Genomic DNA, 25388 nt, shown 5'->3' on the forward strand with positions numbered 1-25388 from the left:
GTTGCTCGCGGATGCGGGCAGGGTAGCGGAGATGCCTGCGCACCGAAAAACCGAGGAGACCAAGGAAATGACGATGAGATTCAAGCTGCGGAGCCTGCTGCTCGCTGTGGCGGCAACGACGTGTCTGTTCACCCCGCTCGCGCACGCGGCGACGACGCTGAAGATGGCCACCGATTCGGGCGCCAAGGGCTCTCCCGCCGGCAACGCGCTGAAGAAATGGGCCGACCTGATCGAGCAGAAGTCGAAGGGGGACATCAAGGTGAAGGTGTTCTACCAGAACGAGCTCGGGGGGCAGCAGGAGGTGTTCGACCTGCACGTCGCGGGCGACGTGCAGCTGATGCTCAACTGGCCGATGACCTCCTACGACAAGCGCATCGGCGTGATCTACACGCCCTACATGACCACTTCGTGGGACGACGCGCTGAAGGCCTACAGCCCCGGCGGCTGGGTGAATAACCTGCTCGGCGGCATCTACAAGGACATCGGCCTGAAGTTCTTCGGCCCCTGGCCGGAAGGCTTCAACGGCGTCGCCACGCGTGGCAGCCACGCGCTGACGATCGGCGACGCCAAGAACATCAAGGTGCGCACGATGACGGTGTTCCCGGCGCCGCAGACGATGCAGGCGCTCGGCTACCAGACCGCCGCGATCGATTGGGGCGAGGTCTATACCGCGATGCAGACCGGGGTCGTCGATGGCGAGGCCGGCAATGTGATCTTCTGGGATTACGAGTACTTCCGCGACATCGTCAAGACCTACGTCCGCACCAAGCACTTCTTCATGACGGGCGTGCTGAGCATGAACCACAAGGCCTGGGACAAGCTTTCGGCCGAGCAGCAGAAGGTGGTCAGCGAGGCCTCGCTGGAGATCATGAACGACCAGTTCAAGGCCGCGAAGGCACAGGACGAGTTCTACGTGAAGAAGGCCGTCGAGGCTGGGATCAAGTACATCGAGCCGTCGCCTGCCGAACTGGCCGTGCTGGGGAAGGCGGCGCGCGAGAAGGTGTGGCCGCTGATGGAGAAGGAAATCGGGGCGGAGATCGTCAAGACGATCCGCAGCAACGCCTCGCCACTCTGATACGTGCCTGCTTGAAACCCGACCAGCCCGCTGATCCGGGCTGGTTTCCGTTGGACGGGATGAAAAAATGACAATGAGAGTGATTGCCGCGCTCGGAAAGAGCGCGGCCTGGTTGCTCGATGCCGCGGCGTTCGTCGCCAGCGTGCTGGTGGTCGGACTGATGCTGCTGCTCGTCGCGGGGCGCTATCTCTTCGGCTGGTCCATCGTCGGTCTGCTCGAAGTGATCATGATGTGCGGCATGTGGCTGTACATGCTGGGCGCGCTGATCGCCAGTCGGCGCAAGGAGCACCTGGTCGTCGACTTCTTCGCGCAGAAGTTCGGCGACGGGTGGGCGCGCGAGGCGCACAGGATCCTGGTCGGCGTGATCACCTTCGCGGCCACCGCGTTCTTCACGCTGCTCGCATGGCGCATGCTGCAATGGAGCTTCGATCATCCGCAGACGACGCCGGGCATGGGTATTCCGCTATGGATCCCGCAGTCGGCGATCCTGGTCGCTGCTGTCGGCAGTGGTCTTTATGCGCTGCGCGACATCGTACTGGCGGGCTTGGCCCTCTCGTCCGCACGCGCACGTACCGCAATCCGCTCCGAGGAGGCGCTGTCATGGAAGGCTTGATCGCAATCGGGCTGCTGCTCGTGATGATGGTCCTCGGCGTGCCGGTCGCATGGTCGTTCGCCGGCGTGCTGGCGTATCTCGTGTCCGCCTACGACGTCAATATCGACACGATCATGATGCAGGGCTACCGCTCGCTCGATTCGGTGATCCTGATCGCGCTGCCCCTGTTCGTGCTCACCGGCTACCTGATGCAGGGCGGGGGTATAGCGAGGCGGCTCGTCGAGTTCATCGAAGTGATGGTCGGGAAGCGGCGCGGCGGCATGGGAGCCTCGATGGTGCTGGCGTCCGGCATCTTCGGCGCGATCGCCGGGACGGCGACGGCCGCGGTGGCGTCGATCGGCACGATCATGATCGGTCCGCTGGAGCAACGTGGATACCCGCGTCATTATTCGTCGGCGCTGCTCGGCATCTCGTCCCTGCTCGGCATCCTGATCCCGCCGTCGATCACGATGATCCTGTTCGCGGTGGTCACCCGCCAGTCGGTGGCGGCCTGTTTCGCGGCGTCCATCGGGCCGGCGATCCTGCTGATCATCGGCCTGATCGTCGCCAACCGCTTCAGCGTCGGGCGGCTGTTCCACGAGAGCTTCGCGGCTGCCGCGGACGGGCAGGAGCGGGTGTCGAAGGGCCGCGCGACGCTGAGCGCGCTGCCGGCCCTGTCGCTGCCGCTGATGATCCTCGGCGGGATCTACGGCGGGATCTTCACGCCGACCGAGGCAGCGGCGGTCGCGGCCTTCTGCGCGATGATCGTGGGTTTCTTCTTCTACCGCGACCTGACGGCGAAGGGCTTCGCGCACAACCTGGTCGCGGCCGCCGAGACGACCGGCACGGTGATCCTGATCCTGCTCTTCAGCTTCATGATCGGGCGAATCCTTGCGTCCGAAGGAATCCCGCAGGACCTCACGGAATGGGTGACCTCGCTGGTGAGCAATCCGCTGCTGATCCTCGTGACCGTCAACCTCGTGCTGATCCTCGCCGGCATGATCATCGACGATGTGTCCGTGACCGTCGTCATCGCGCCGCTGTTCCTGCCGCTGATGATGGAAACCGGCATGCATCCGGTGCATTTCGCGTCCATCGTCGCGTGCTCGGTGGTGATCGGGGCGAATAGCCCGCCGGTGGCGCCCATCCTCTACATGGCGTGCCGTATCGGGAAGGCGGAAATCCATCGCACGATCGCGCCCGCAATCGCGCTGATGCTGTTCGTGGCCTTGCCGGTGATGGTCGTTACGACCTTTGTGCCGGAGCTGTCGCTCGCGTTGCCGAGGCTGCTCGGCTTCCTGTGAGTCGCGAAGTGCGGTGCAGCAATGGTGCGATGTCGCGTTTGGGAAAACGCCCGTCGTAAGGAGACAAGACGAGAGCCCCTCCGCTGTTGATTAGCCCTGCTGGGAGTGTCACTATTTGTTCGTCGGAAACGACGCGGCAAACGGTGCGGCGCGCCCTCCGGAACAGTTTCTTCCTAAGACTTTGGGAATAGCGTTCAGGGGTCCCGCGGCACCGCGTGGTGCACGAGGACTATTCAAACGACAAGGCCGGCAGAAAGACCGGCCTGCGTGGCACCCAGGGGTGCCTGTGGAGGAGGGGTAATGATGTACGAACGCAATCGCGCCGCGGCTGGGAGGCCGACGGAGCCGGGTGTCGTCGCCAGGCCGACCCGTATCGGTTTCCTGCTGCTCGACAATTTCACGCTCATTGCGCATTCGTCGGCCATCGAGCCCTTGCGCATGGCCAATCACTTGAGCGGGGAAGAGCATTACCAGTGGTTCACGCTCAGCGAGAACGGTGACCCGGTGCGCGCCAGCGACGGCCAGCGCATTCTCCCTGATGCACCGATGGACGATGCGCACGATCTGGACATTGTGATCGTGTGCGGCGGAGTCGCCCAGCAGCAGGCGATCCGCAAATCGCACCTGAGCTTCCTGCAGGCCCAGGCGCGCCGCGGCGCACTGATCGGCGGCGTATGCACGGGAACCTGGGCGCTGGCGCAGGCCGGGCTGCTTGACGGCTACCGCGCAAGCATTCACTGGGAATGCATTTCGGGATTGCAGGAAGCTTTCCCGAAAGTGCTGGTGACGAACCGCCTCTTCACCATCGAGGCGAACCGCCTGACCGCATCGGGCGGGACCGCGCCACTCGACATGATGCTGAACCTGATCGGCAAGCAGCACGGGCGCGAACTGATGGGGGCCATCTCCGAGATGTTCATGTGCGAGCGCATCCGCAACGATCAGGAGCAGCAGCGCATTCCCCTGCGCCACGTGCTGGGGACCTCGCAGCCGAAACTGCTCGAGATCGTCGCCTTGATGGAAGCCAACATCGAGGAACCTCTCGAGCTGGAGGATCTCGCGGCCATCGCGGGCATCTCGCGGCGGCAGCTGGAGCGCCTCTTCCTCAGGCACCTGAATTGTTCACCGTCCCGTTATTACCTGACGATCCGGATCAACCGCGCCCGCCAGCTGCTGCGGCAGACCTCTATGATGATCATCGAGGTCGCCACGGCCTGCGGATTCGTCTCGACGCCGCATTTCTCGAAGTGCTACCGCGGGTTTTTCGGTGTTCCGCCGAGCAGCGAGCGGACCATCGAGCCCGTGCCGCGCGGCGCGCGCGGGCGGCGCGAGATCTTTATCGCCGACGAGAGCGCCGACCTGCCGGACGTCGTCCTGCCCGCGTCGACCGCCGAACTGGCGCTGATGGCTGCCCGCGGCGAGGCGACCTACGGAAGCCTCACGCGCGCGCCGCGTCGCGCCGTGTGCTGACAGGACGACGCCTCCGCGCCGGCGTCTGAAGCTTCACGTGTCCAATCCGCCCGGAACCTTTCTGGTTCCGGGCGGATTCTTTTTTGGGCATCTCGAAGCCGGTTTCATTGCGTGATCGAACCGCTATACACGTGCAGCGCGCAGGGCTTGTCGCGGTTCGCACCAAAATGACGCATTTTGACTCGTGCCCGTCGCTTCCCGTGCGATAGGTCTCCCGGCGAGAACGCTATTCTCATCCCCACGAATAGCGCTTGCCGAGGAGCTGCGAATGAATGCGAAGGAAGTTCACGACAGTGCCGTTGTCATCGACGGGCTGATCATTGCGAAGTGGAACAGGCATCTGTTCGAGGACATGCGCCGGGGCGGCCTGACCGCGGCGAATTGCACCGTGTCGGTGTGGGAAGGCTTCCAGGCGACCGTCGACAACATCGTCATGGTCAATCGCCTGATGGCGGAGAGCACCGATCTCGTGATGCCGGTGCGCACGACGGCCGACATCGCCGCGGCGAAGGAAGCCAACAAGACCGGCATCATCCTCGGCTTCCAGAACGCGCACGCGTTCGAGGACAAGCTGGGCTACGTCGAGATCTTCAAGAAGCTCGGCGTGGGCATTGTGCAGATGTGCTACAACACGCAGAACCTCGTCGGCACCGGCTGCTACGAGCGTGACGGCGGGCTGTCCGGCTTCGGCCGCGAGGTCGTCGCCGAGATGAACCGCGTCGGCATAATGTGCGACCTCTCGCACGTCGGCGCGAAGACCTCCGAGGAAGTCATCCTCGAATCGAAGAAGCCGGTCTGCTATTCGCACTGCCTGCCGTCCGGCCTCAAGGAACATCCGCGCAACAAGTCCGACGCCGAACTGAAGTTCATCGCCGATCACGGCGGCTTCGTCGGCGTGACGATGTTCGCGCCCTTCCTAAAGAAGGGCATCGACTCGACCATCGACGACTACGCCGAGGCGATCGAGTACGTGATGGACATCGTCGGCGAGGATGCGATCGGCATCGGCACCGATTTCACGCAGGGGCACGACAAGGACTTCTTCGAGTGGCTCACGCACGACAAAGGCTACGCCCGCCGCCTCACCAACTTCGGAAAGATCGTCAATCCGCTGGGCATCCGTACCGTCGGTGAATTCCCGAACCTGACCGAAACACTGCTCAAGCGCGGCATGCCGGAGCGTGTCGTACGCAAGGTGATGGGCGAGAACTGGGTGCGCGTGCTGCGCGACGTCTGGGGCGCTTGATGTTTTCCGGGGCATAGCCCCGCACGACGTTCCCTTCCCTTTCAAGGGGAAGGGCTAGGGATGGGGATGGGTTTCCGGCGTGATCCGAAGAAGGCCCGTCCTGCCCCGACAAAATACTGGAGACAAACCGAACATGAAGACCGCACCGCAACTGCCGATCGAAGTCGATTCCGAAACCGGCGTCTGGACCACCGACGCGCTGCCGATGCTGTACGTGCCGCGCCACTTCTTCATCAACAACCACAAGGGCATCGAGGAAGAGATCGGCGCCGAGCGCTACGCCCAGATCCTCTACAAGGCGGGCTACAAGTCGGCCTGGCACTGGTGCGAGAAGGAAGCCGCGCTGCACGGACTGTCGGGCGTTGCGGTGTTCGAGCACTACATGAAGCGCCTGTCGCAGCGCGGCTGGGGGCTGTTCTCCATCGAGGCCATCGATCTTGAAGCCGGCACCTGCCGCGTGCGCCTCGACCACTCGGCCTTCGTCTATGAGTACGGCAAGGTCGGCCGCAAGATCGAATACATGTTCACGGGCTGGTTTGCCGGCGCAATGGACCAGATCCTGGCCGCCGCCGGCAGCCCGCTGCGCACGCTCGCCGAGCAGACCCAGAGCGGCGCCGAGGAAGGCTGCGACTACGGCGTGTTCATCACCCGCCCGCGCTGATAGGAGTAAATGGCCATGGCCCAGTTCGACGCCCTGTTCCAGCCGATCCAGATCGGCAAGCTGACGATCCGCAACCGCATCGTCAGTACCGCGCACGCCGAGGTCTATGCGACCGACGGCGGCATGACCACCGAGCGCTACGTCAAGTACTACGAGGAAAAGGCCAAGGGCGGCATCGGCCTGTGCATCTGCGGCGGCTCCTCGGTGGTTGCGATCGACAGTCCGCAGGGCTGGTGGAAGTCGGTGAACCTGTCGACCGACAAGATCATTCCGCACTTCCAGAACCTTGCCGATGCGATGCACAAGCACGGCGCCAAGATCATGATCCAGATCACGCACATGGGCCGTCGCTCGCGCTGGGACGGTGAGAACTGGCCGCATCTGGTGTCGCCGTCTGGCATCCGTGAGCCGGTGCACCGCGCGACCTGCAAGACCATCGAACCCGAGGAGATCGAGCGCATCATCGGCAACTACGCGCAGGCGGCGCGCCGGGCGAAGGAGGGCGGGCTGGATGGGGTGGAGCTGTCGGCGGTGCATCAGCACCTGATCGACCAGTTCTGGAGCCCGCGCGTGAACCAGCGCAACGACGAGTGGGGCGGCTCCTTCGAGAACCGCATGCGCTTCGGCATGGAGGTGCTGAAGGCGGTGCGGGCCGAGGTCGGGCGCGACTTCGTGGTTGGCATGCGCATCTGCGGCGACGAGTTCCACCCGGACGGTCTCACGCACGAGGACATGAAGCAGATCGCCAAGTACTACAGCGACACGGGTCTGCTCGACTTCATCGGCGTCGTCGGTTCGGGCTGTGACACGCATAACACGCTGGCGAACGTGATCCCGAACATGAGCTATCCGCCGGAGCCCTTCCTGCATCTGGCGGCCGGGATCAAGGAAGTGGTGTCGGTGCCGGTGATCCACGCGCAGAACATCAAGGACCCGAATCAGGCGCAGCGCATCCTCGAAGGCGGCTACGTCGACCTCGTCGGCATGACGCGCGCGCACATCGCCGATCCGCACTTCGTGAACAAGATCAAGATGGGCCAGGTCGACCAGATCCGCCAGTGCGTCGGCGCGAACTACTGCATCGACCGCCAGTACCAGGGCCTGGACGTGCTGTGCATCCAGAACGCCGCGACTTCGCGCGAGCATCAGGGGCTGCCGCACATCATCGAGAAATCGACGGGGCCGAAGCGCAAGGTGGTCGTCGTCGGTGGCGGGCCGGCCGGCATGGAAGCGGCGCGCGTCGCGGCCGAGCGCGGCCATGACGTGACGCTGTTCGAGAAGAAGGACGCGCTGGGCGGCCAGATCTCGATTGCCGCCCGGGCGCCGCAGCGCGACCAGATGGCGGGCATCACGCGCTGGTACCAGCTCGAGCTCGCACGCCTGAAGATCGACCTGCGCCTGGGCGTTGGGGCGGATGCGGCGACGATCATGGACCTGAGGCCCGACGTCGTCGTGCTGGCGGTGGGGGCCCATCCCTTCCTCGAGCAGAACCCGCACTGGGGCGCCGCCGAAGGGCTGGTCGTGAGCAGCTGGGATGTCCTCGAAGGCCGGGTCGCGCCGGGCAAGAACGTGCTGGTGTACGACACGATCTGCGAGTTCTCCGGCATGTCGGTCGCGGACTACCTCGCCGACAAGGGCGCCAAGGTCGAGATCGTCACCGACGACATCAAGCCGGGTGTGGCGATCGGCGGCACGACCTTCCCGACCTACTACCGCAGCCTGTACCCCAAGGAAGTGATCATGACCGGGGACCTGATGCTGGAGAAGGTGTATCGGGAAGGCGACAAGCTCGTCGCGGTGCTGGAGAACGAATACACCGGTGCAAAGGAAGAGCGGGTCGTCGACCAGATCGTGGTCGAAAACGGCGTGCGGCCGGACGAGAAGCTGTACTACGAGCTGAAGCCGGGTTCGCGCAACAAGGGCCAGGTGAACATCGAGGAGCTCTTCGCGATCCAGCCGCAGTCCTGCCTTGCGGAGAAGGGTGATGGCTACCTGCTGTTCCGCATCGGCGACTGCGTGTCGCAGCGGAATACGCATGCGGCCATCCTGGATGCGTTGCGGCTGTGCAAAGACTTCTGAGTACGCGGAGGTCTTGGTCGAAGCTGACGTAATTGCGCACGGTCCGGCGCGGTCTTGTGGAGTTCGCACGGTGCGATTAGCAGGTTCCTTCCCCTTCAAGGGGGCGAGGACGGGGTTTCGCGAAGCATCGCTTCGCGCCGTCCGAGCGGGCCGGCTGTGCAAAGCCGGCCTTGGAATGGACAGGATGGGGATGGGTTTCTTACTGGCGCTGCGGAGTCCACCCATCCCCACCCCAACCCAGGAGTCTCCGCTTCGCTCCGCCGCTCCGGCGGCGGGGAGCAGGGCTCCCCGAAACCCCGCTTCCGCCCCCTTGAAGGGGAGGGAGTCGTCCGCGGCTCGCGGCATCTGTTCCGTCTCATCAAGAGAGCAACGTCCTACTAGGAGAGACGAATGCTTGACGTAGTACTCCCCATACTTATCTTCGCCTCGCTGGCGCTGGCCCTGCTGGGCGCCATCCAGCGGATCCGACTGTGGCGCCAGGGACGCCCCTCGCCAGTCTCCGTGCTCGGCGGCCTGGCCGCGATGCCGCGCCGCTACCTGGTGGACCTCCACGACGTCGTCGCGCGCGACAAGGTGTTCGCCAACACCCACGTCGCGACGGGTGGCGGTTTCGTCGCCGCCGCCGTGCTGCTGATCCTGGTGCACGGCTTCCAGTTTGAGAGCCGGCTGCTCAGCTGGGCGCTGCTCGCGGCCACCGCGGTGATGTTCGCGGGCGCGCTGCGTGTCGCCGCGCGGCGGAAGAACCCGCCCGCACGGCTCTCGCGCGGCCCGTGGATGCGCCTGCCGAAGAGCCTCTTCGCGTTCGCGAGCGGCGTGTTCCTGGTCACGCTGCCGACGGCCGGTGTACTTCCGGCCTCGTTCGGCGGCTGGGCGCTCGCCGCGGTGCTGACGCTCATCGTCGCGTGGGGCATCAGCGAGATGTTCCTCGGCATGACGTGGGGCGGACCGATGAAGCATGCCTTCGCCGGCGCGCTGCATCTGGCGTTCCACCGCCGGCCCGAACGCTTCGGCGGCGGGCGCTCGACCGGTCTCAAGCCGATCGACCTGAAGGACGCCACCGCGCCGCTGGGCGTCGGCAAGCCCGCGGACTTCACGTGGAACCAGCTCCTCGGCTTCGATGCCTGCGTGCAGTGCGGCCGCTGCGAGGCGATGTGCCCGGCCTTCGCCGCCGGCCAGCCGCTGAACCCGAAGAAACTGATCCAGGACATGGTCGTCGGTCTGGCCGGCGGCACCGACGCCGCCTATGCGGGCTCGCCTTATCCCGGCAAGCCGATCGGCGAGCACGGCGGCGACGCGCACAGCCCGATCGTCCTGCGAGAGGGCCGCGCGCTCGTCGATGCGGAAACCCTGTGGTCCTGCACGACCTGCCGCGCCTGTGTCGAGGAGTGCCCGATGATGATCGAGCACGTCGATGCGATCGTCGACATGCGCCGCTTCCTGACGATGGAGCACGGCAACACGCCGAACAAGGGTCGGGAGGTGCTGGAGAACCTCGCAACCACCGACAACCCCGGCGGCTTCGATCCCGCATCGCGCATGAACTGGGCGGCCGACCTGGAGCTGCCGCTGATGGCGAAGCGCGGCACGGCGGACGTGCTGCTGTGGATGGGCGACGGCGCCTTCGACATGCGCAACCAGCGCACGCTGCGGGCCCTCGTGAAGGTGCTGCGCGCGGCGCAGGTGGATTTCGCGGTGCTCGGCAATGAGGAACTCGACAGCGGCGACGTCGCACGCCGGTTGGGCGACGAGGCCACCTTCCAGACGCTCGCCGTGCGCAACGCGGCGACGCTCGCGAAGTACCGCTTCCGCGAGATCGTGACTTGCGACCCGCATAGCTTCCATGTGCTGAAGAACGAGTACCCGGCCTTTGGCGCGAGCTACGCGGTGACGCATCACAGCACCTTCATCTCCAAGCTTATGGAGAAGGGGCGGCTCGCGCTGGGTGAATGGACCGGTGGCCGCGTGACCTACCACGACCCGTGCTACCTCGGCCGCTACAACGGCGAGTATGAAGCGCCGCGCAATGCGCTCAAGGGCATCGGCATCAAGGTCGTCGAGATGGAACGCTCCGGCTTCCGTTCGCGCTGCTGCGGCGGTGGCGGCGGGGCGCCGATCACCGACATTCCCGGCAAGCGCCGCATCCCCGACATGCGCATGGAAGAGATCAATTCGACGAAGGCCGACATCGTGGCCGTCGGATGCCCGCAATGCACGGCGATGCTCGAAGGCGTCGTCGGGCCTCGCCCGGAAGTGCTCGACATTGCCGAGCTCGTCGCGGCGCAGCTGGTGGCGGCACCGGCGCCGGCGCGGGGCGCGGACAAGCGTGTTCAGGTGGAACGCGCAGTGGAGGTGGTGGCATGAGTGAAATCGTCAGACGCGATCCGCGCACCGAGTGGATCGCCCGCAATCGCCTGCATCCCGAGCACGACGCCGTGCTGGCGCAGCTGAACGGGGGCGCGGCGGTGGCGCAGTGGATGGGGCCGAACGGCATCATCCGGCGCAATCCGCACGCGGTCGGCTTCATCGGCCCGAACGGCATCCGCCGCATCGACCGCAGTGGCGCGCAGACGGCCCATGCGTCGGGCTCCCCGCGGCGCGAAGCCTCGGCGGCGCCCACCCGGCGGGCCGTGCAGATCGACTCCCCCGCGTTCATCATCGCTGTGGTGGCCGACATGCCCGGCGGCCGCCTGTCGGCCCACGACCGCGACGTGCTGGGCCTTGCGCGGCAGCTCGCCGACGAAGGCGGGCAGGGCGCGGTGCTGCTGGTGACGTTCGGCGACTCGCGCGAGGACGCGCTCGGCGAAGCAGGTGTCGATCGCGTGGTGAATTTCGCCGGCGAGTCCTTCGAAGGCTACGCGCCGGAACAGCGTCTCACGGCGCTGGGCGGCATCGAGCGCCAGCACGAGCCGCGCCACTGGCTGTTCCCGGACTCGCCGCTGGGCGGGGCGGAGCTGGGCCGGCGTCTCGCGGCCCGTCTCGGCGAGCGGCCGGCGACCCAGGTGTGGCAGATCGCGGACGGACAATGCACCGGCCGCGGCGCCGCGGGCACGACCGACGTCACGCGCAGGCTGCCGCGCATCGTGCTCGCACTGCCCGAATGCGCCGAACCGGTGAGCGAGACGATTCACGCCGCGGCTCCGATCGATCCGCCCGCAGCGCTGCCGCAGCCGCTGCGGCGTGTCGAGGACCTCGGCGCGGTCGCGGTCGATCCGGCCGGCGTGGCGCTCGCGGAAGCGGAATTCATCCTGTCGGCCGGCAACGGCATCCGCGACTGGGACGGCTTCCACCAGGCGGCGCGCGTGCTCGGCGCGACCGAAGGCGCCTCCCGCGTCGCGGTGGACAGCGGTTTCATGCCGCGACACCGCCAGGTCGGTGCGACCGGCACCTGGGTCACGGCGCGGGTGTATCTGGCCGTCGGCATCTCGGGCGCGATCCAGCACCTGCAGGGCATCCAGCAGTGCGACAAGGTCATCGCGATCAACACCGATCCCGGTTGCGACATGGTGAAGCGGGCGGATCTCTCGGTGATCGCGGATTCGAGCGAGGTGCTCGCCGCGCTGGTGGAGATGGTCGAAGGCGTTCGCAAGGAGCAACGCAATGCAGCGTGATGGCAATGGAAATGCGGCGACGGAGCCGTCGCTGAAAGTCGCCGCCCTGGTCTCGGTCGGCCGCCACCCGGTGACCGGCCGGGCGCGGCGCGCGGAGTACGACGCGCGCGCGGTCGAGATCGGCCTGTCGCTGGCGAAAGGCGGGGATCTGTCGCTCGTGCATGCGGGCGCCTCGTCGCCCGAGACGGAGGCGGCGCTGCGCGGCTACCTGGGCATGGGCCCTGGCGCCGTAGACGTTCTGCAGCAACCGGACGGGTCCGACGTCGTGCCGGCGCTGGAAAGCTGGCTGCGCGCCGCCGGCCCGCGCGTCGTGTTGTGCGGGGCGCGCGGTGAAACCGGGGAAGGGTCTGGCCTCGTGCCTTTCATCCTCGCCGAACGACTCGGCTGGTCGCTGGTGTCCGGGCTCGCCGAGATCGAGTCGGTGGACCGCGACACGATGACGGTGCTGCAGGCCCTGCCGCGCGGGCAGCGGCGACGCCTGAAGGTGCGCCTGCCCGCCGTCGTGACGGTCGACGCGGCGGCGCAGCCCGCACGGCAAAGCGCCTTCGGACCCGCGCAACGCGGCGAGCTGCATCGCGTCGCGTCCGATGTGGTGCCCGATGCTGCTGCGCGTGAGTGGACGGTCGCGCCCGCGCGCAAGCGCCCGAAGCGCCTCAAGATCGTGAAGGCGGCATCCGCCCGCGACCGCTTCAAGGCCGCCGCGGCGAAGGCCGAAGGTAGCGGCGGGCAGGTGCTCACAGGCGTGTCCGCACAACAGGGCGCCGAGGCCATCCTCAAGCTGCTGCGCGAGGAAGGGGTGCTGCGGTGAGCGCGGGAAACCGCAGCTATCGCGGACCGTCGAAAGGCGTAAAGTATTCCTCGTCCTTCAGGAGGGCCACATCATGATGTTTGCCGACCTCGTCGATATCGACGATTTTCGCGAGCGGCTCGGCGCATTGGGGGTCGCGCTGCCGCAGGGCGAAACGCCCGACGACTGGGCGCAGCGTGTGCGCGCCGCCCAGCCCGTCGACGGCCTCCCCGAACTGATCGCCGCCCTGTGCGCCGAAGGCACGACGCTGCAGCCCGAGGTGCGCAGGGCCATCGACCTGATCCTAGTGCCGTGAGTCCGTCAGTCACCTCTGACGATGGAGGAGACGGCGGCAATCCGAACCACCGCACGAACCCGTAGGGCGGGAGGAGCGCAGCGCATCCCGCCACTCCACGCGTCGGAGGCGTCACGAATGTCGCGCGGCGGGATCTGCTTCGTGCCTCCCGCCCTACGAAACCTCGCCCTGCCCGATGCCGCAAACAGATCGACTGGAGGTCGCACAGGGGTAAATTGCCCGACCCGCGGGCCCCTAGACTGACTCTCGCCGATCTTCTCGTTAAAGGTATTACCGTTCGCCCTGCGCTAGTAGAAGATCCCAGTCCGAACGGCATTTACTCGCCCGCTTGATAACTCGGTCGGCTGTTCCACCCGCTGGATCGCAGTTCTCGACTCGCACCACACAGACTCACCACCAACGGGCCAATCCATAGAGCCCGACACACCAGACCGGAGGAGTAGATGTTTTCAAGACTGAGGCAAGTGTTCAAACACGCAATCGGCGCTGCGATGATCGTTTCCGCGGTGGCCGGTGCGACCGGCGTCCAGGCCGCCGATCAGAAGACGATCAAGATCGGCTGGACGGCCTGGTCGGACGCGGAGGCGGTGACCAACATCGCCAAGCAGTTGCTCGAACAGCGGCTCGGCTACAAGGTCGAGCTGGTGATGACCGACATCGGGCTGCAGTACCAGGGCGTCGCGAAGAAGCAGCTCGACGTGATGCTCATGGCATGGTTGCCGAATACGCACAAGGCCTACTGGGACAAGCTCAACGGCGATCTGGTCGATCTCGGCATCCTGTATGACAACGCCAAGCTCGGCTGGGCCGTTCCCGACTATGTCCCCGCGTCCGAGCTGTCGTCGATTTCCGATCTGAACAAACCGGAAGTGGCGAAGAAGCTGAAGAGCCAGGTCCAGGGGATCGACCCGGGTGCAGGCCTGATGCGCGCCTCCGAACAGGCGCTCAAGGACTACAGCCTCGCCGGCTACGACCTGCGCACGGGTTCCGATGCCGCGATGATCGTCGCCCTCGATCGCGCGATGGCGCGCAAGGACTGGATCGTCGTCACGACGTGGAATCCGCACTGGATGTTCTCGAAATACAAGGTGCGCTACCTCGAGGATCCGAAGAAGTCGCTCGGCGGCGCCGAAGCCATCCACGCGATCGGGCGCAAGGGCTTCGACCAGGACTTCCCGAAAGCGGCGGCCTTCATCAAGAACTTCAAGATTCCGCTCTCGGACCTTGAAGGCATCATGGCGAAGGCGAAGGAATCGTCCTACGAGAAAGAGGCCGCGGCCTACATTGCGAGCCATCCCGAAATGGTTGCAGCCTGGTTGAAGGACGCCCAGTAAGGCGGCGTATTGCGCGCAGACGCGAAAACCGGTGTTCGCAGCATTGCGGGCACCGGTGTCGATTGATGGGTGGAGCAGTGCGCTGGAGGTACGCGAGACCATGCAGGCAAAGATCGTAGTAAAGGATCTGTACAAGATCTTCGGCCCCAAACCGGACGTGGCGATGCAGATGCTGCGTTCGGGCAAGGACAAGGACCGGATCGTTCGGGAAACCGGCATGGTGGTCGGTGTCCAGAATGCGAATTTCCACATCAACGCGGGCGAGATCTTCGTCATCATGGGTTTGTCCGGGTCCGGCAAATCAACGCTGATCCGCCTGCTCAACCGCTTGATCGAGCCCAGTTCCGGGCAGGTTCTCGTCGACGGACAGGATGTGGCGTCGATGGACCCGCGCGAGCTTATCAAGCTGCGCCGCCGCGACATGGCGATGGTCTTCCAGTCGTTCGCGCTGCTGCCGCACCTCACGGTGCTCGCAAACGCTGCCTTCGGGCTGGAGGTGTCAGGCGTGCCGCGCAAGGAGCGCGAAGCGCGGGCGATGAAGGTGCTCGAACAGGTGGGCCTGGGCGCCTACGCAAACCGCTATCCGCGCGAGCTGAGCGGCGGGATGCAGCAGCGCGCGGGACTCGCGCGCGCGCTGGCCGTCGATCCGTCGCTGATGCTGATGGACGAAGCCTTTTCCGCACTTGACCCCCTTAAGCGCACCGAAATGCAGGACCTGCTGCTCGACCTGCAGCGCGAGCATCAGCGCACGATCATCTTCGTCTCCCACGACCTCGACGAGGCCTGTCGCATCGGCAACCGCATCGCCATCATGGAAGGCGGGCGCATCGTGCAGATTGGCACGCCCGACGAAATCATCCGCAACCCCGCCGACGAATACGTGCGGGCCTTCTTCAACGGGGTGGATGTGAACAAGTACCTGTCCGCCAAGGACATCGCCGACGCCGATGCGGTGCCGGTATTCAAGGCGCACGGCGATTTCGCGGACGGTTTCCACGGCGCGATCGAGCGTCTGCGCGCGGCGCGACGCAATTACGGTTTCGTCGTGGATGGCGAGCACAAGCTCGTCGGCACCGTCTCCATCGACTCGATGATCCGGTCGCTCGAATCCGGCTCCACCGAACTCTCCCACGCGCTGCTGACCGACCTCCCGCCGGTCAATGGCAACCTCAACCTGCGCGAGCTGATCTGCCGCATCGTGAAGATGCCCTATCCGCTGCCCGTGATCGAGTCGCAGGGCCACTACATCGGCGCGGTCACCCAGACGATCCTGCTGAAGAAGATGGCGAAGGAAGAGCTCAGCCATGCGTGATTTCCTGCCAATCGGCGAATGGGCCGAGAAAACCATCAATTTCATCCTCGAAAACGATCACGGGGTGCTGGAGCGCCTGGGGGACGTCGTCGGCGACATGACGGCCCTGACGGAGCAGCTCCTGCAATGGGTGCCGGACTGGCTCCTCGCAGGCATGTTCGTCGCCCTGGGATTCTGGCGCCTGGGCTGGAAGTTCGCGGTCGTCGCGGCCGCGGCCTTCGTCGTCATCATCGGCACCGGCTTCTGGCCGGCAACGATGGTCACGCTCGCGCTGATCATCGCGGCGACGCTCATCAGCCTCCTGGTCGGCATACCGCTGGGCATCGCCGCGGCGCTCAACCGGCGGATCAACTACCTGCTGCGGCCGGTGCTGGACTTCATGCAGACCATGCCGGCCTTCGTCTACCTCATCCCGGCGGCGATGGTGTTCGGACTCGGGCGCGTACCGGCGGTCCTGGCGACGGTGATCTTCGCCATGCCGCCGGTGGTCCGCCTGACCGCGCTCGGCATCCGCCAGGTCAACAAGGAGCAGGTCGAGGCCGGCATCACCTTCGGCTGCACACCGCTGCAGGTGCTGCTCAAGATCCAGATCCCCGGCGCGCTGCCCTCGATCATGGCCGGCATCAACCAGACGATCATGATGGCGCTGTCGATGGTCATCATCGCGTCGATGGTCGGTGGTGGCGGCCTGGGCAACAACGTCCTCGCCAGTATCCAGCGCCTCGACATCGGACTGGGCTTCGAGTCCGGACTCGCGGTGGTGTTGCTCGCGATCATCCTCGATCGTCTTACCGAAAGCTTCGGCGTGCGGAAGGAAGAGCGGATCGCACGTCGGAAAGGGGGCCAGGGGCAGGAGTCCTGACGCCCCGGACCCGCGGATCACCAGGTCGGCGCAGTGCTGATCATCCGCTCGGCGGCTTCTGCGTCGAGCGGCTGGCCAAAGTAATATCCTTGGCCATAATCGACCCCCAAGGCCCGCAGCCGGGCCAGTTGGGCCGCGGTCTCGACCCCTTCGGCGATCACGCTCATGCCGAGCGTGCGGGCGAGGGTGACGATCGTCTGGACGATATCGTCCGCCGCCTGGTCCGTGTCCATGCGGCGCACGAAGGAGGCGTCGACCTTCAGGGTGTCGAGCGGGAAGCGGTGCAGGTATGACAGCGACGAGTAGCCGGTGCCGAAGTCGTCCATCAGGAGTTCGATTCCGAGTGCGCGCAGTTTCGTCAGCACGGCGGCCGCCGCTTCGGCGTGCTCCATCAGCAGCGTCTCGGTCACCTCCAGCTTGAGACTGCCCGCGTCGAGGCCGGTTTCGGCCAGCACCGCCCGGATCTGCTCGAGCAGGTCCGGCTGCACGAACTGCCGGCCGGCGAGGTTCACGCTGATCTTCCCGGCCGCGCGCTCCGGAAAGCGCCGTTGCCAGTCCTGCATCTGTCGGCAGGCTTCGGCCAGCACCCAGCGGCCGATCGACACGATGAGACCGGTCTCCTCGGTGAGCGGAATGAACTCGCCTGGCGGCACCAGCGTACCGTCGGCCCGGCGCATCCGCACCAGCGCTTCGAAACCGGCCAACCGGCCGGTGGGCAGGTCGACGATGGGCTGGTAGTAGACGCGGAACTCGTCGCCGCGTGAAACCGCCCGGCGCAACTGCGTCTCCATGTCGAGCAGGGCGACCACGCGTTCGCGCATGTCGGCGGCAAACACCTCCTGGCACGCACCACCGCGCCGCGTGGCGTTGTGCGCGGCCGTCTCCGCATCACGCAGGATGTCGGCGGGGTCTGCGTAGTCGGGCCGACCGAGGGCGATCCCAACGCTCGCCGACGAGAACAGCGCGTGCCCGTCCACGTTGAAGCCGGCCGCCAGCTCCGTCTGGAGGCGCTCCGCGAAGCGTATCGCCTCCGTGACATCGCTGGTTTCGTCGAGCAGGAGCGCGAAATTCTCGCCGCCCAGGCGGGCCGCCGTGTCACCGGGGCGGAGCCCGGAGCCCAGGCTGCGTGCGACCGCAATCAGGAACTCGTCGGCGACGGTTGCGCCCAGGCTGTCACCGATGAGTCGGAAGCGGTCCAGGCTGATGAACAGGAGGGCGAACCCGTGCGCCTTGCCCAGCCGGTGCCGGTCGAGGGCGTCGCCGAGACGGGTTAGCAGCAATGCGCGGTTCGGAAGGCCGGTGAGCGTGTCGCGCAGGAACTCTTCCTCCACCACCGAGCCGAGCACGAGACGCGCTGAAGCCGCGCCGATGATGCCGGACAGTTGCGCTTCGCAGTGGCGCGCCAGATCGGCGTCCACCTCGCGGGGCCAGTCGAGGCCATGCCGCATCGCATACGACGCCAGGGATTGACGGGCATTTTCCGGACCCAGGAAACGTTGCATGAGCGCATACAGGTCGGGCAGCGAACCGCGTGCCCCCCAGTCGCGTTCGATGCCGCGATCGTGCCGCGTTGCGTCGACGAACAGCGCCGCCTGGGTCCGCTCCACGCTGCCCTGTTCGCTGAGGAGCGACACCGCCACGTAGGATCCGATATTCGCGAGCATGCTCCACAGCACCCCATGGCTGGTCTCGTCGAGCCCCTCCAGGCCGAACAGCACGAGCGGGCGGAGCAACTCCACGCCGAAGGGGCCTTGCTCGAGCAGGGTCGGCGGCAGCCAGCCCGCACGGGCGAAGGCAGGCACCACCAGCGTGTAGAGCCACACCACGAAACCCGCCCCCAGCCCGGCGAACGCGCCCGCCTTGGTGCCTGCCTTCCAGTACAGCCCGCCCAGCAGCGCGGGCGCGAACTGCGCCACCGCTGCCAGCGAGAGCAGCCCGATCGACGCCAGGGCATAGGTCTCGCCTGCCAGTCGGTAATACGCGTAGCCGAGCAGGAGCCCACCCACGATGGTGATGCGCCGGATCGCCAGCAGCAGGCCCGACAGGTCGGTCCGTTCCGTCAGGCGCAGCGCCTTCACGCGCAGCAGGATCGGCATCACCAGGTCGTTGCAGACCATCGTCGACAGCGCGATGACCTCCACGACCACCATGCCGGTGGCCGCGGCGAAACCACCGACGAACACGAGCAGCGCCAGCGCCTCGCGCTGCGCGGCCAACGGCAGCGCGAGCACGTAGGTCTCCGGGCTCACGGCGCCGTCGGGGCCGAACTGCAGCAGGCCGGCGAAGGCGATGGGCAGGACGAAGAGGTCGAACAGCAGGAAATACAGCGGAAACAGCCAGATCGCCCGATTCACGTGCGTCTCGTCGACGTTCTCGATCACCGCCACCTGGAACTGCCGCGGCAGGAACATCACCGCGAGCATGGTGACGGCGTAGATGGCGAACAGCGATCCCCAGGGCGACTGTCCGCCGCTCTCGCCACCGCCGATCGTGAACAGCGCGGCGAACTGCGGCACCTCGGCCGCACGGCCGAAGAGATCACCCGGGCCGTCGTACAGCCCCCAGGTGACGAAGATGCCGACGGCGAGAAAGGCGAGCAGCTTGACCAGGGAGTCGAAGGCGGTCGCGGCGACCATGCCTTCGTGCCGCTCGGCGAGATCGAGCTTGCGCGTGCCGAACACGACCGTGAACGCGGCCAGCAGCAGGGTCACGTAGAAGGTCGTGTCGCGCCATATGCTGTCGACGAGCGACGCGGACGCCGGGACGTCCGGAAAGCCTCGCAGGAAGTGGAAGCTCATCGCCACCGCCTTGAGCTGCAGCGACACGTAGGGCGTGACCCCCAGCAGCGCGATCACGGTCACGAGCCCTGCGAGCAGGCCGCTCTTGCCGTAGCGCGAGGAAATGAAGTCGGCCAGCGAGGTGAGGCGGTTGTCCTTGGCGATGCGGATGATCTTGCGCAGCACCATCCACCACAGGCAAGCCATCACGCACGGCCCTATGTTCGCCGGCAGGTAGGCGATGCCCGAGTTCGCGGCGACGCCGACGTCGCCGTAGAAGCCCCACGCGGTCAGGAAGACGCACAGCGAGAGCGCGTAGACATAGGGATTTGCGATCAGGCTGCGACCCGCGTCTGCGGCGCGTTCGCCCAGATAGGCGATGGCGAACAGCAGCCCGAGATAGGCCGCGACCACCACCGCGATGAGCCATGTCGGCAAGATGGCGTCTCCCCGCGGCCGCGCAGCTGCGCTAGGTCCGCTCGATCACCAGGATCAGGAGCGCGACAAGCAGTACCCAGGCCGCAAAGGCGTACACGTACAGAACGGGAATCCCGGCCACCAGCGTCGGATGATTGAACAGGGCCATCAGGGGGTAGTTGAACAGCAGGATGCCCAGAACGAACAACGCCGCCAGGCGATACACCTTGATGTTGGGCCTGTTCATGGTTTCCTCTCCCGGATCGTTCCTCGACAACCGGCCTCTGCGCATCCCTGCGCTACAAGGATAGGAAACGGCTCCGTGCATTGCACGGAGCCTGGAGCGACCCGGACTCAGGCCGCCGGCAGACGCGTCATGCCGCCAGATGATGGACGACGGACTTGCCCACGCCCGCCACGGTCCCCTGCGGCCGCCGCTCGCTGCTGGGCGGCTTGCCGAACAGCGCGCGGTAGCACTTGCTGAAATGACAGGCCGACTGGAAGCCGCAGGCGACCGTGATGTTGGTGATGGACATCTGCGTCTGCAACAGGAGCTCGCGCGCGCGACGCAGCCGCAATTCCAGGTAGTAGTGGCTGGGAGTGACTTGCAAGGCTTCGCGGAACAGGCGCTGCAGGTGGCGCTGGGAGAGGCCGGCGAGTTGCGACAGCTCCTCCAGCGACAGCGGCTCCTCGATGTTCGCTTCCATCAGGGCTGCGACTTCCACCAGGGCCTTGCGGTTGCAGCCCGCTCGCGCGGCCAGCGGGATGTGCTGGCGATCCTTGCTGTCGCGCACCCGTTCGAGGATGAACTGCTCGGAGATTTCCGCAACCAGGGTCTTGCCGCAACGCTCGCGCACCACGGCGAGCATCATGTCGATGGGGGCGATACCGCCGGTACAGGTGATCCGGTCGCGGTCGATGACGAAGAGCTCCTCGACAAAGTGGATCCTGCCGTGGGCCTCGCGCAGTGCGCTCAGGTTCTCCCAGTGGATGGTCGCGCGGTAGCCGTTGAGCAGGCCGGCCTTCACCAGCGCATAGGTTCCAGTGCACAGTCCGCCGAGAATCACCTTGTCGTGCGCGATGCGGCGCAGCAGGGCGAGCACCTTGTCATCGACGAAGCGGGTGACGTTGGTGCCGCCGCACACGAATACCATGTCGAACGGCCCGGACTCCTCGTAGGTTCCGATCTGCGCGGGCGCGAGGCCGTTGCTGGAGGCCACCGGCTGACCGTCGGCGGAAATCACGGACCAGCTGTACAGGGGCTTGCCACTGATGTGGTTGGCCATGCGCAGGACTTCGATCGCGCTGGAGAACGCGATCATCGTGAATTCGTTCAGCAGGAGAAAACCGACGCGGGTCACGGACGAAAGTGTGGCGGACACCATGTGCTCCGATTTCAAGGTTGGGCGAATGCAAACATCGATTGGTGCGGCGGACCGGTTTGCATCGGTGCAGTCGCTATGCCGTCTTCAGCAGGAACCATGCCTCTGTGCGACGAGGCGTGCTGCGCGGCAGGAAAGACGCGCGTCAGCCCGCCACATCGCGCCCGCAAGAGCGGCGCCGGCACAGGGACGGACAGGATGGAGTCGGGGGAGAGGCGGGCGCGGAACGCCCTGGGGCGGCTGGCCCGGGGAAATGGAACATCGGTGTCTCCTGTTGGTCGTCCTCGCGTTTCACGCCCCGGCATGGGGCGTCACGCGGGCGCCTTGTTCTTTTTGGTGCGCCATGCGGATCGAGCTATATGTCTGTAAACATAGCGGCTTCTCCCGGCCTTCGCCAGCCTTCACGGTCCGGGCGCAGCAAACTGTCGCAATCTCGCGGAAACCTGTCGCAAGCAGACTGACCACGACGCGCCGGGGTGCGAATAATGATGCAATGAGGCTGACGGGAAGGATCGACAGGTGGATTCGATGAGCGCCGGGCAGGACCAGGACGACGACGGCTGCGCCGAGGCCGAGTATGAGTCCATTCGCCTCGCGGCGCGCAGCTTCTGCCTGGATACCCTGCAGGACCTGGAGACGGGCATGGGTGACGAAAGCTACGGCGACATCCTCTACCACGCCAGCTACAAGTCGGCGCGCCACTGGTGCGAAAAGGAAGCGTTCGCCCACGGCCTCGCCGGCGTCGAGCTCTTCGAACACTACCTGGAGCGCCTGTCCGCACGCGGCTGGGGTCGCTTCAGCCTCGCCGAGGCCGACTTCCGCACCGGCACGGCCGACGTCCGCCTCGACCATTCCACGCTCGTCCTCTCGCAGGCGGAAGCCTGTGCCGCCAGGACCTGCTACATGTTCGCGGGCTGGTTCGCGGGCATGATGGACTGGATCGGCGAAAACGCCGGCAAGCCGCTCAGCACGATCTGCTGCGAAACCCAATGCGGCGCTGACGGCTTCGACCACTGCATCTTCGCCATCCGCCCGCGCCTGCTCAACTGACAGGACGCTGCGACGGACGATCGTACGAACGGCCGATTTGGCTTCCTGTGGGAGCGGCTTCAGCCGCGAATCGGCAACAGATGTCCTCCAGCGTGTGTATTCGCGGCTGAAGCCGCTCCCACGGACAACACAATGCGGCGCTGACGGCTTCGACCACTGCATCTTCGCCATCCGCCCGCGCCTGCTCAACTGACAGGACGCTGCGACGGACGATCGTACGAACGGCCGATTTGGCTTCCTGTGGGAGCGGCTTCAGCCGCGAATCGGCAACAGATGTCCTCCAGCGTGCGTATTCGCGGTTGAAGCTCCCACGGACGGTTGCCTGCCTCCGCCGCTCGTGAGGGCTGAACCTCACCGCGAATCAATCATGCGAATTCACGCAGTTCCCGATGGCGACCGCCATGCGCTCGCGTTCGCCGCGGACGCGCCGAACGGTCCGGGTCGTCGCCGGGTTCTGCTGTCCTCATGTCGGAATTGAATTGGATTGCGTCCACAAAGCACAAGTGACGTCGCGCAGCCTGCGGGAATATCACCCCAACGTTTCTGCACCGAGGAGGAAAAAACATGAAAGCGAGCAACGGGGTGAGGGAACTCCTCGCCGCCCGACGTACCGGGCACAGCCTGGATGCGCAGTTCTACACCAGCCAGGAGATCTTCGACCTGGACATGGAAGCCATCTTCGGACGGCACTGGATCTATGTCGGGGTCGAACCCGACATCCCCGAGCCGGGCGACTACTTCACGGTCAAGCTCGGCCGTGCGTCGGTCGTGGTGTTGCGCAACGACGACATGGAGCTGCGCGCCTTCCACAACGTCTGTCGCCACCGCGGCGCCCAGCTGTGCAACGCGCACAAGGGCAGCGTCGGCAACCTGGTCTGCCCTTACCATCAATGGACCTACGACCTGTCCGGCAAGCTGATCTACGCCGAGCACATGGGCGAGGACTTCGATCCCTCCGGCCGCGGCCTCAAGCGCGTCCATGTCGAGAGCGTCGCGGGGCTCATCTTCGTCTGCCTCGCCGAAAACCCGCCCGAAGACTTCGCCCGGATGCGCGAAACGATGGCGCGCTACATCGGGCCGCACCAACTCGCCGACTGCAAGATCGCCGTGCAGGACGAGATCGTCGAGGCCGGCAACTGGAAGCTGGTCATGGAGAACAACCGCGAGTGCTACCACTGCGTGAGCAATCACCCGGAACTGACGATCTCGCTGTACGAGTACGGCTTCGGCTACCAGCCCTCGCCCTCGAACATCGAGCAGGTCCAGGCCTTCCGCGACCTCACGGAGCGCGAGCATGCCCGCTGGGAGGCCGCCGGCCTCAAGTCCGCGGAAATCGATGAGCTGGACAGCTGCGTCACCGGTTTTCGCACCAAGCGCCTGCCGCTCGACAAGGCCGGCGAGTCGCAGACGATGGACGCCAAGGTTGCCTGCCAAAAACTGCTCGGCAATTTTGGCGAGCGCAACCTCGGCGGCCTGTCGTTCTGGACCCAGCCCAACTCCTGGCACCACTTCATGAGCGACCACATCGTGACCTTCACGGTGCTGCCGATCGGCCCCGATCAGACGCTGGTGCGCACGAAGTGGCTGGTGCACAAGGACGCAGTGGAAGGGCGCGACTACGATCCCGCCAAGCTCACCGCAGTGTGGCGCGCGACCAACCAGCAGGACCGCGAGCTTGTCGAGATGTCCCAGCGCGGCGTCGCCGATCCGGCCTACGAGCCGGGCCCCTATTCGCCCTACACCGAGGAGCTGGTCGAGAAGTTCGCCAACTGGTACGTGGGGCGCCTGAAGGCCGCCGTGGAATAAACGACGCGAGGCGGGAGCCGGAGTATCCGTGCCTTCCGCCATGAACCGCAAATCCCCCCGCTTGCCGCATTCCTGACGGCAGCGGGGTCTGGAAATCCGAGGATGTATCCAGCATGAACGCACCTGTTACTCGTGATGTATGGCAGCCCGTGCCGCGCCTGTGGAATGCGGAGGAGGACGACGTCCTGATCTGTTGCCAGGTTCGCCATGAGACGCACGACGTCAAGAGCTTCATCTTTCGCCCCCGCACGCCGGGGCTGGTTCGTTTCCTGCCGGGGCAGTTCCTCACGCTCGAACTGGAGATCGATGGCGAGACGGTCAATCGCTGCTACACGATCTCGTCCTCGCCGACGCGCCCGGACACCCTGTCGATCACGGTCAAGCGCGTGCCCGGCGGCCTCGTCTCCAACTGGCTGCACGATCACCTCACCGCGGGCATGAGCGTGCGCGCCTTGGGGCCGAGCGGGGAATTCGCCTGCGCCCTGCATCCGGCGGGCAAGTACCTGTTCCTGTCAGGCGGCTCCGGGATCACGCCGCTGATGTCCATGTCGCGCAGCTTCCACGACCTGGGCGAGGATCGGGACGTTGTCTTCGTGCATAGCGCACGCACGCCCGCGGACATCATCTTCCGCCGCGAACTCGGCCTGCTCGCTGCGAACCAGCCGAACTTCCGCACCGCCTTCGTGTGCGAAGGGCGGGGCAGCGAGGCCGACTGGTCGTCGCCGACCGGCTATCTCGACCTATCGCTGCTCAAGCGAATCGCTCCCGACTTCAGCGAGCGCGAGATCTTCTGCTGCGGGCCGGAGCCTTACATGGCCGCCGTCCGGGCCTTGCTGGCCGAGGGCGGCTTCGACATGAAGCACTATCACGAGGAAAGCTTCAGCTTCGCCGACACGGCGAGCGACGAGGAAGGCGGGGAAACCGGCACAGCCGAGGCGTCAGCCGACGACGCAGTCGGTTTCACCGTCGAGTTCGCGAAAAGCGGCCGTACAGTGGTTTGCGCGCCTGGACAGAAGCTGCTCGACGCGGCGCGCGCGGCGGGCCTGCGCCTGCCATCGTCGTGCGCCAAGGGCGTGTGCGGCACCTGCAAGTCGCGCCTCGTTTCCGGCGAAGTGGACATGGTCCATGGCGGGGGCATCCGCCAAAGGGAGATTGATCAGGGCTTGATCCTGCCCTGCTGCAGCACGCCGCGGAGCGATCTCGTCATCGAGCGCTGACGTCCGCCCGGAAAAGCGGCACCGGTTCCGATCAGTCGGGGCGGTGCCGCGCGCAGCTTGTCGACGACCGGACGGCGGGGTTCGAGATTCGAA

20 protein-coding genes are annotated in these 25388 nt (G+C 65.9%); 17 read left to right on the forward strand and 3 right to left on the reverse strand.

The annotated features are described in order from the left end of the window. Positions 1-73: 73 nt before the first annotated feature. The 14 genes from dctP (at position 74) to U5817_RS10765 (ending at position 16646) form a co-directional block, all read left to right on the forward strand. Positions 74-1075, forward strand: a complete 1002-nt coding sequence (dctP, locus tag U5817_RS10700) for a TRAP transporter substrate-binding protein DctP (protein ID WP_407280717.1) — start codon at positions 74-76, stop codon at positions 1073-1075. A 67-nt stretch (positions 1076-1142) separates the two neighbouring features. Continuing rightward, positions 1143-1688 carry a TRAP transporter small permease gene (locus tag U5817_RS10705; RefSeq protein WP_246262238.1) on the forward strand — a complete coding sequence of 182 codons (546 nt, stop codon included), beginning with the start codon at positions 1143-1145 and terminating at the stop codon, positions 1686-1688. Next, positions 1676-2971 carry a TRAP transporter large permease gene (locus U5817_RS10710; protein WP_407280718.1) on the forward strand — a complete coding sequence of 432 codons (1296 nt, stop codon included), beginning with the start codon at positions 1676-1678 and terminating at the stop codon, positions 2969-2971. Before U5817_RS10705 ends, U5817_RS10710 begins: the two co-directional genes overlap by 13 nt. Before the next feature lie 300 nt (positions 2972-3271). Further along, a complete protein-coding gene (locus U5817_RS10715; protein ID WP_407280719.1) occupies positions 3272-4441 on the forward strand; it encodes a GlxA family transcriptional regulator in 1170 nt (389 codons plus the stop codon). A gap of 268 nt (positions 4442-4709) precedes the next feature. After that, positions 4710-5687 (forward strand): dipeptidase, encoded by a 978-nt coding sequence (locus U5817_RS10720; protein ID WP_407280720.1) that lies wholly within the window; start codon positions 4710-4712, stop codon positions 5685-5687. Positions 5688-5820: 133 nt separating this feature from the next. Further along, positions 5821-6348, forward strand: coding sequence for a DUF5943 domain-containing protein (locus tag U5817_RS10725; RefSeq protein ID WP_169127987.1), 528 nt, complete (start codon positions 5821-5823; stop codon positions 6346-6348). 15 nt (positions 6349-6363) lie between these two features. Then, positions 6364-8427: a dimethylglycine demethylation protein DgcA gene (gene dgcA, locus U5817_RS10730; RefSeq protein WP_169127986.1), complete on the forward strand. Its 2064-nt coding sequence runs from the start codon at positions 6364-6366 to the stop codon at positions 8425-8427. Between the two features lie 390 nt (positions 8428-8817). Further along, on the forward strand, positions 8818-10788 hold the full coding sequence (locus tag U5817_RS10735; protein WP_407280721.1) for a (Fe-S)-binding protein: 1971 nt from the start codon (positions 8818-8820) through the stop codon (positions 10786-10788). Next, entirely contained in the window at positions 10785-12035 is a 1251-nt protein-coding gene (locus U5817_RS10740) for an electron transfer flavoprotein subunit alpha/FixB family protein (RefSeq protein WP_407280722.1), read from the forward strand. Before U5817_RS10735 ends, U5817_RS10740 begins: the two co-directional genes overlap by 4 nt. After that, the gene (locus U5817_RS10745; protein WP_407280723.1) at positions 12025-12843 is read left to right on the forward strand and encodes an electron transfer flavoprotein subunit beta; all 819 of its coding nucleotides are present in this window, start codon (positions 12025-12027) and stop codon (positions 12841-12843) included. The genes U5817_RS10740 and U5817_RS10745 overlap by 11 nt, the downstream gene beginning before the upstream one ends. A 73-nt stretch (positions 12844-12916) precedes the next feature. Then, entirely contained in the window at positions 12917-13138 is a 222-nt protein-coding gene (locus tag U5817_RS10750) for a hypothetical protein (RefSeq protein WP_407280724.1), read from the forward strand. 464 nt (positions 13139-13602) lie between these two features. Next, the gene (locus U5817_RS10755; protein ID WP_407280725.1) at positions 13603-14472 is read left to right on the forward strand and encodes a glycine betaine ABC transporter substrate-binding protein; all 870 of its coding nucleotides are present in this window, start codon (positions 13603-13605) and stop codon (positions 14470-14472) included. A gap of 100 nt (positions 14473-14572) precedes the next feature. Continuing rightward, positions 14573-15784: a glycine betaine/L-proline ABC transporter ATP-binding protein ProV gene (gene proV, locus U5817_RS10760; protein WP_407280726.1), complete on the forward strand. Its 1212-nt coding sequence runs from the start codon at positions 14573-14575 to the stop codon at positions 15782-15784. After that, positions 15777-16646 carry an ABC transporter permease gene (locus U5817_RS10765; protein WP_407280727.1) on the forward strand — a complete coding sequence of 290 codons (870 nt, stop codon included), beginning with the start codon at positions 15777-15779 and terminating at the stop codon, positions 16644-16646. Before proV ends, U5817_RS10765 begins: the two co-directional genes overlap by 8 nt. Before the next feature lie 17 nt (positions 16647-16663). Here U5817_RS10765 and U5817_RS10770 read toward each other — a convergent pair whose 3' ends face one another. The 3 genes from U5817_RS10770 to U5817_RS10780 all read right to left on the reverse strand — a co-directional run bounded on the left by U5817_RS10770 (position 16664) and on the right by U5817_RS10780 (position 21225). After that, on the reverse strand, positions 16664-19861 hold the full coding sequence (locus U5817_RS10770) for an EAL domain-containing protein (protein WP_407280728.1): 3198 nt from the start codon (positions 19859-19861) through the stop codon (positions 16664-16666). Positions 19862-19892: 31 nt separating this feature from the next. Beyond that, on the reverse strand, positions 19893-20087 hold the full coding sequence (locus tag U5817_RS10775; protein WP_169127973.1) for a hypothetical protein: 195 nt from the start codon (positions 20085-20087) through the stop codon (positions 19893-19895). Positions 20088-20214: 127 nt separating this feature from the next. After that, complete coding sequence (locus tag U5817_RS10780; protein WP_407280729.1) at positions 20215-21225, reverse strand: GlxA family transcriptional regulator; 1011 nt, start codon at positions 21223-21225, stop codon at positions 20215-20217. 525 nt (positions 21226-21750) lie between these two features. Between U5817_RS10780 and U5817_RS10785 the strand changes: the two genes are divergently transcribed. From U5817_RS10785 to U5817_RS10795, 3 genes are all read left to right on the forward strand, one after another. Then, positions 21751-22272 carry a DUF5943 domain-containing protein gene (locus tag U5817_RS10785; RefSeq protein WP_407281053.1) on the forward strand — a complete coding sequence of 174 codons (522 nt, stop codon included), beginning with the start codon at positions 21751-21753 and terminating at the stop codon, positions 22270-22272. Between the two features lie 564 nt (positions 22273-22836). Further along, on the forward strand, positions 22837-24078 hold the full coding sequence (locus U5817_RS10790; protein ID WP_407280730.1) for an aromatic ring-hydroxylating oxygenase subunit alpha: 1242 nt from the start codon (positions 22837-22839) through the stop codon (positions 24076-24078). A 113-nt stretch (positions 24079-24191) separates the two neighbouring features. After that, the gene (locus U5817_RS10795; protein WP_407280731.1) at positions 24192-25295 is read left to right on the forward strand and encodes a 2Fe-2S iron-sulfur cluster-binding protein; all 1104 of its coding nucleotides are present in this window, start codon (positions 24192-24194) and stop codon (positions 25293-25295) included. The last annotated feature ends 93 nt before the right edge of the window (positions 25296-25388 follow it).

Source organism: Aromatoleum evansii (genome assembly GCF_045689615.1).
GTDB classification, from domain to species: domain Bacteria; phylum Pseudomonadota; class Gammaproteobacteria; order Burkholderiales; family Rhodocyclaceae; genus Aromatoleum; species Aromatoleum evansii.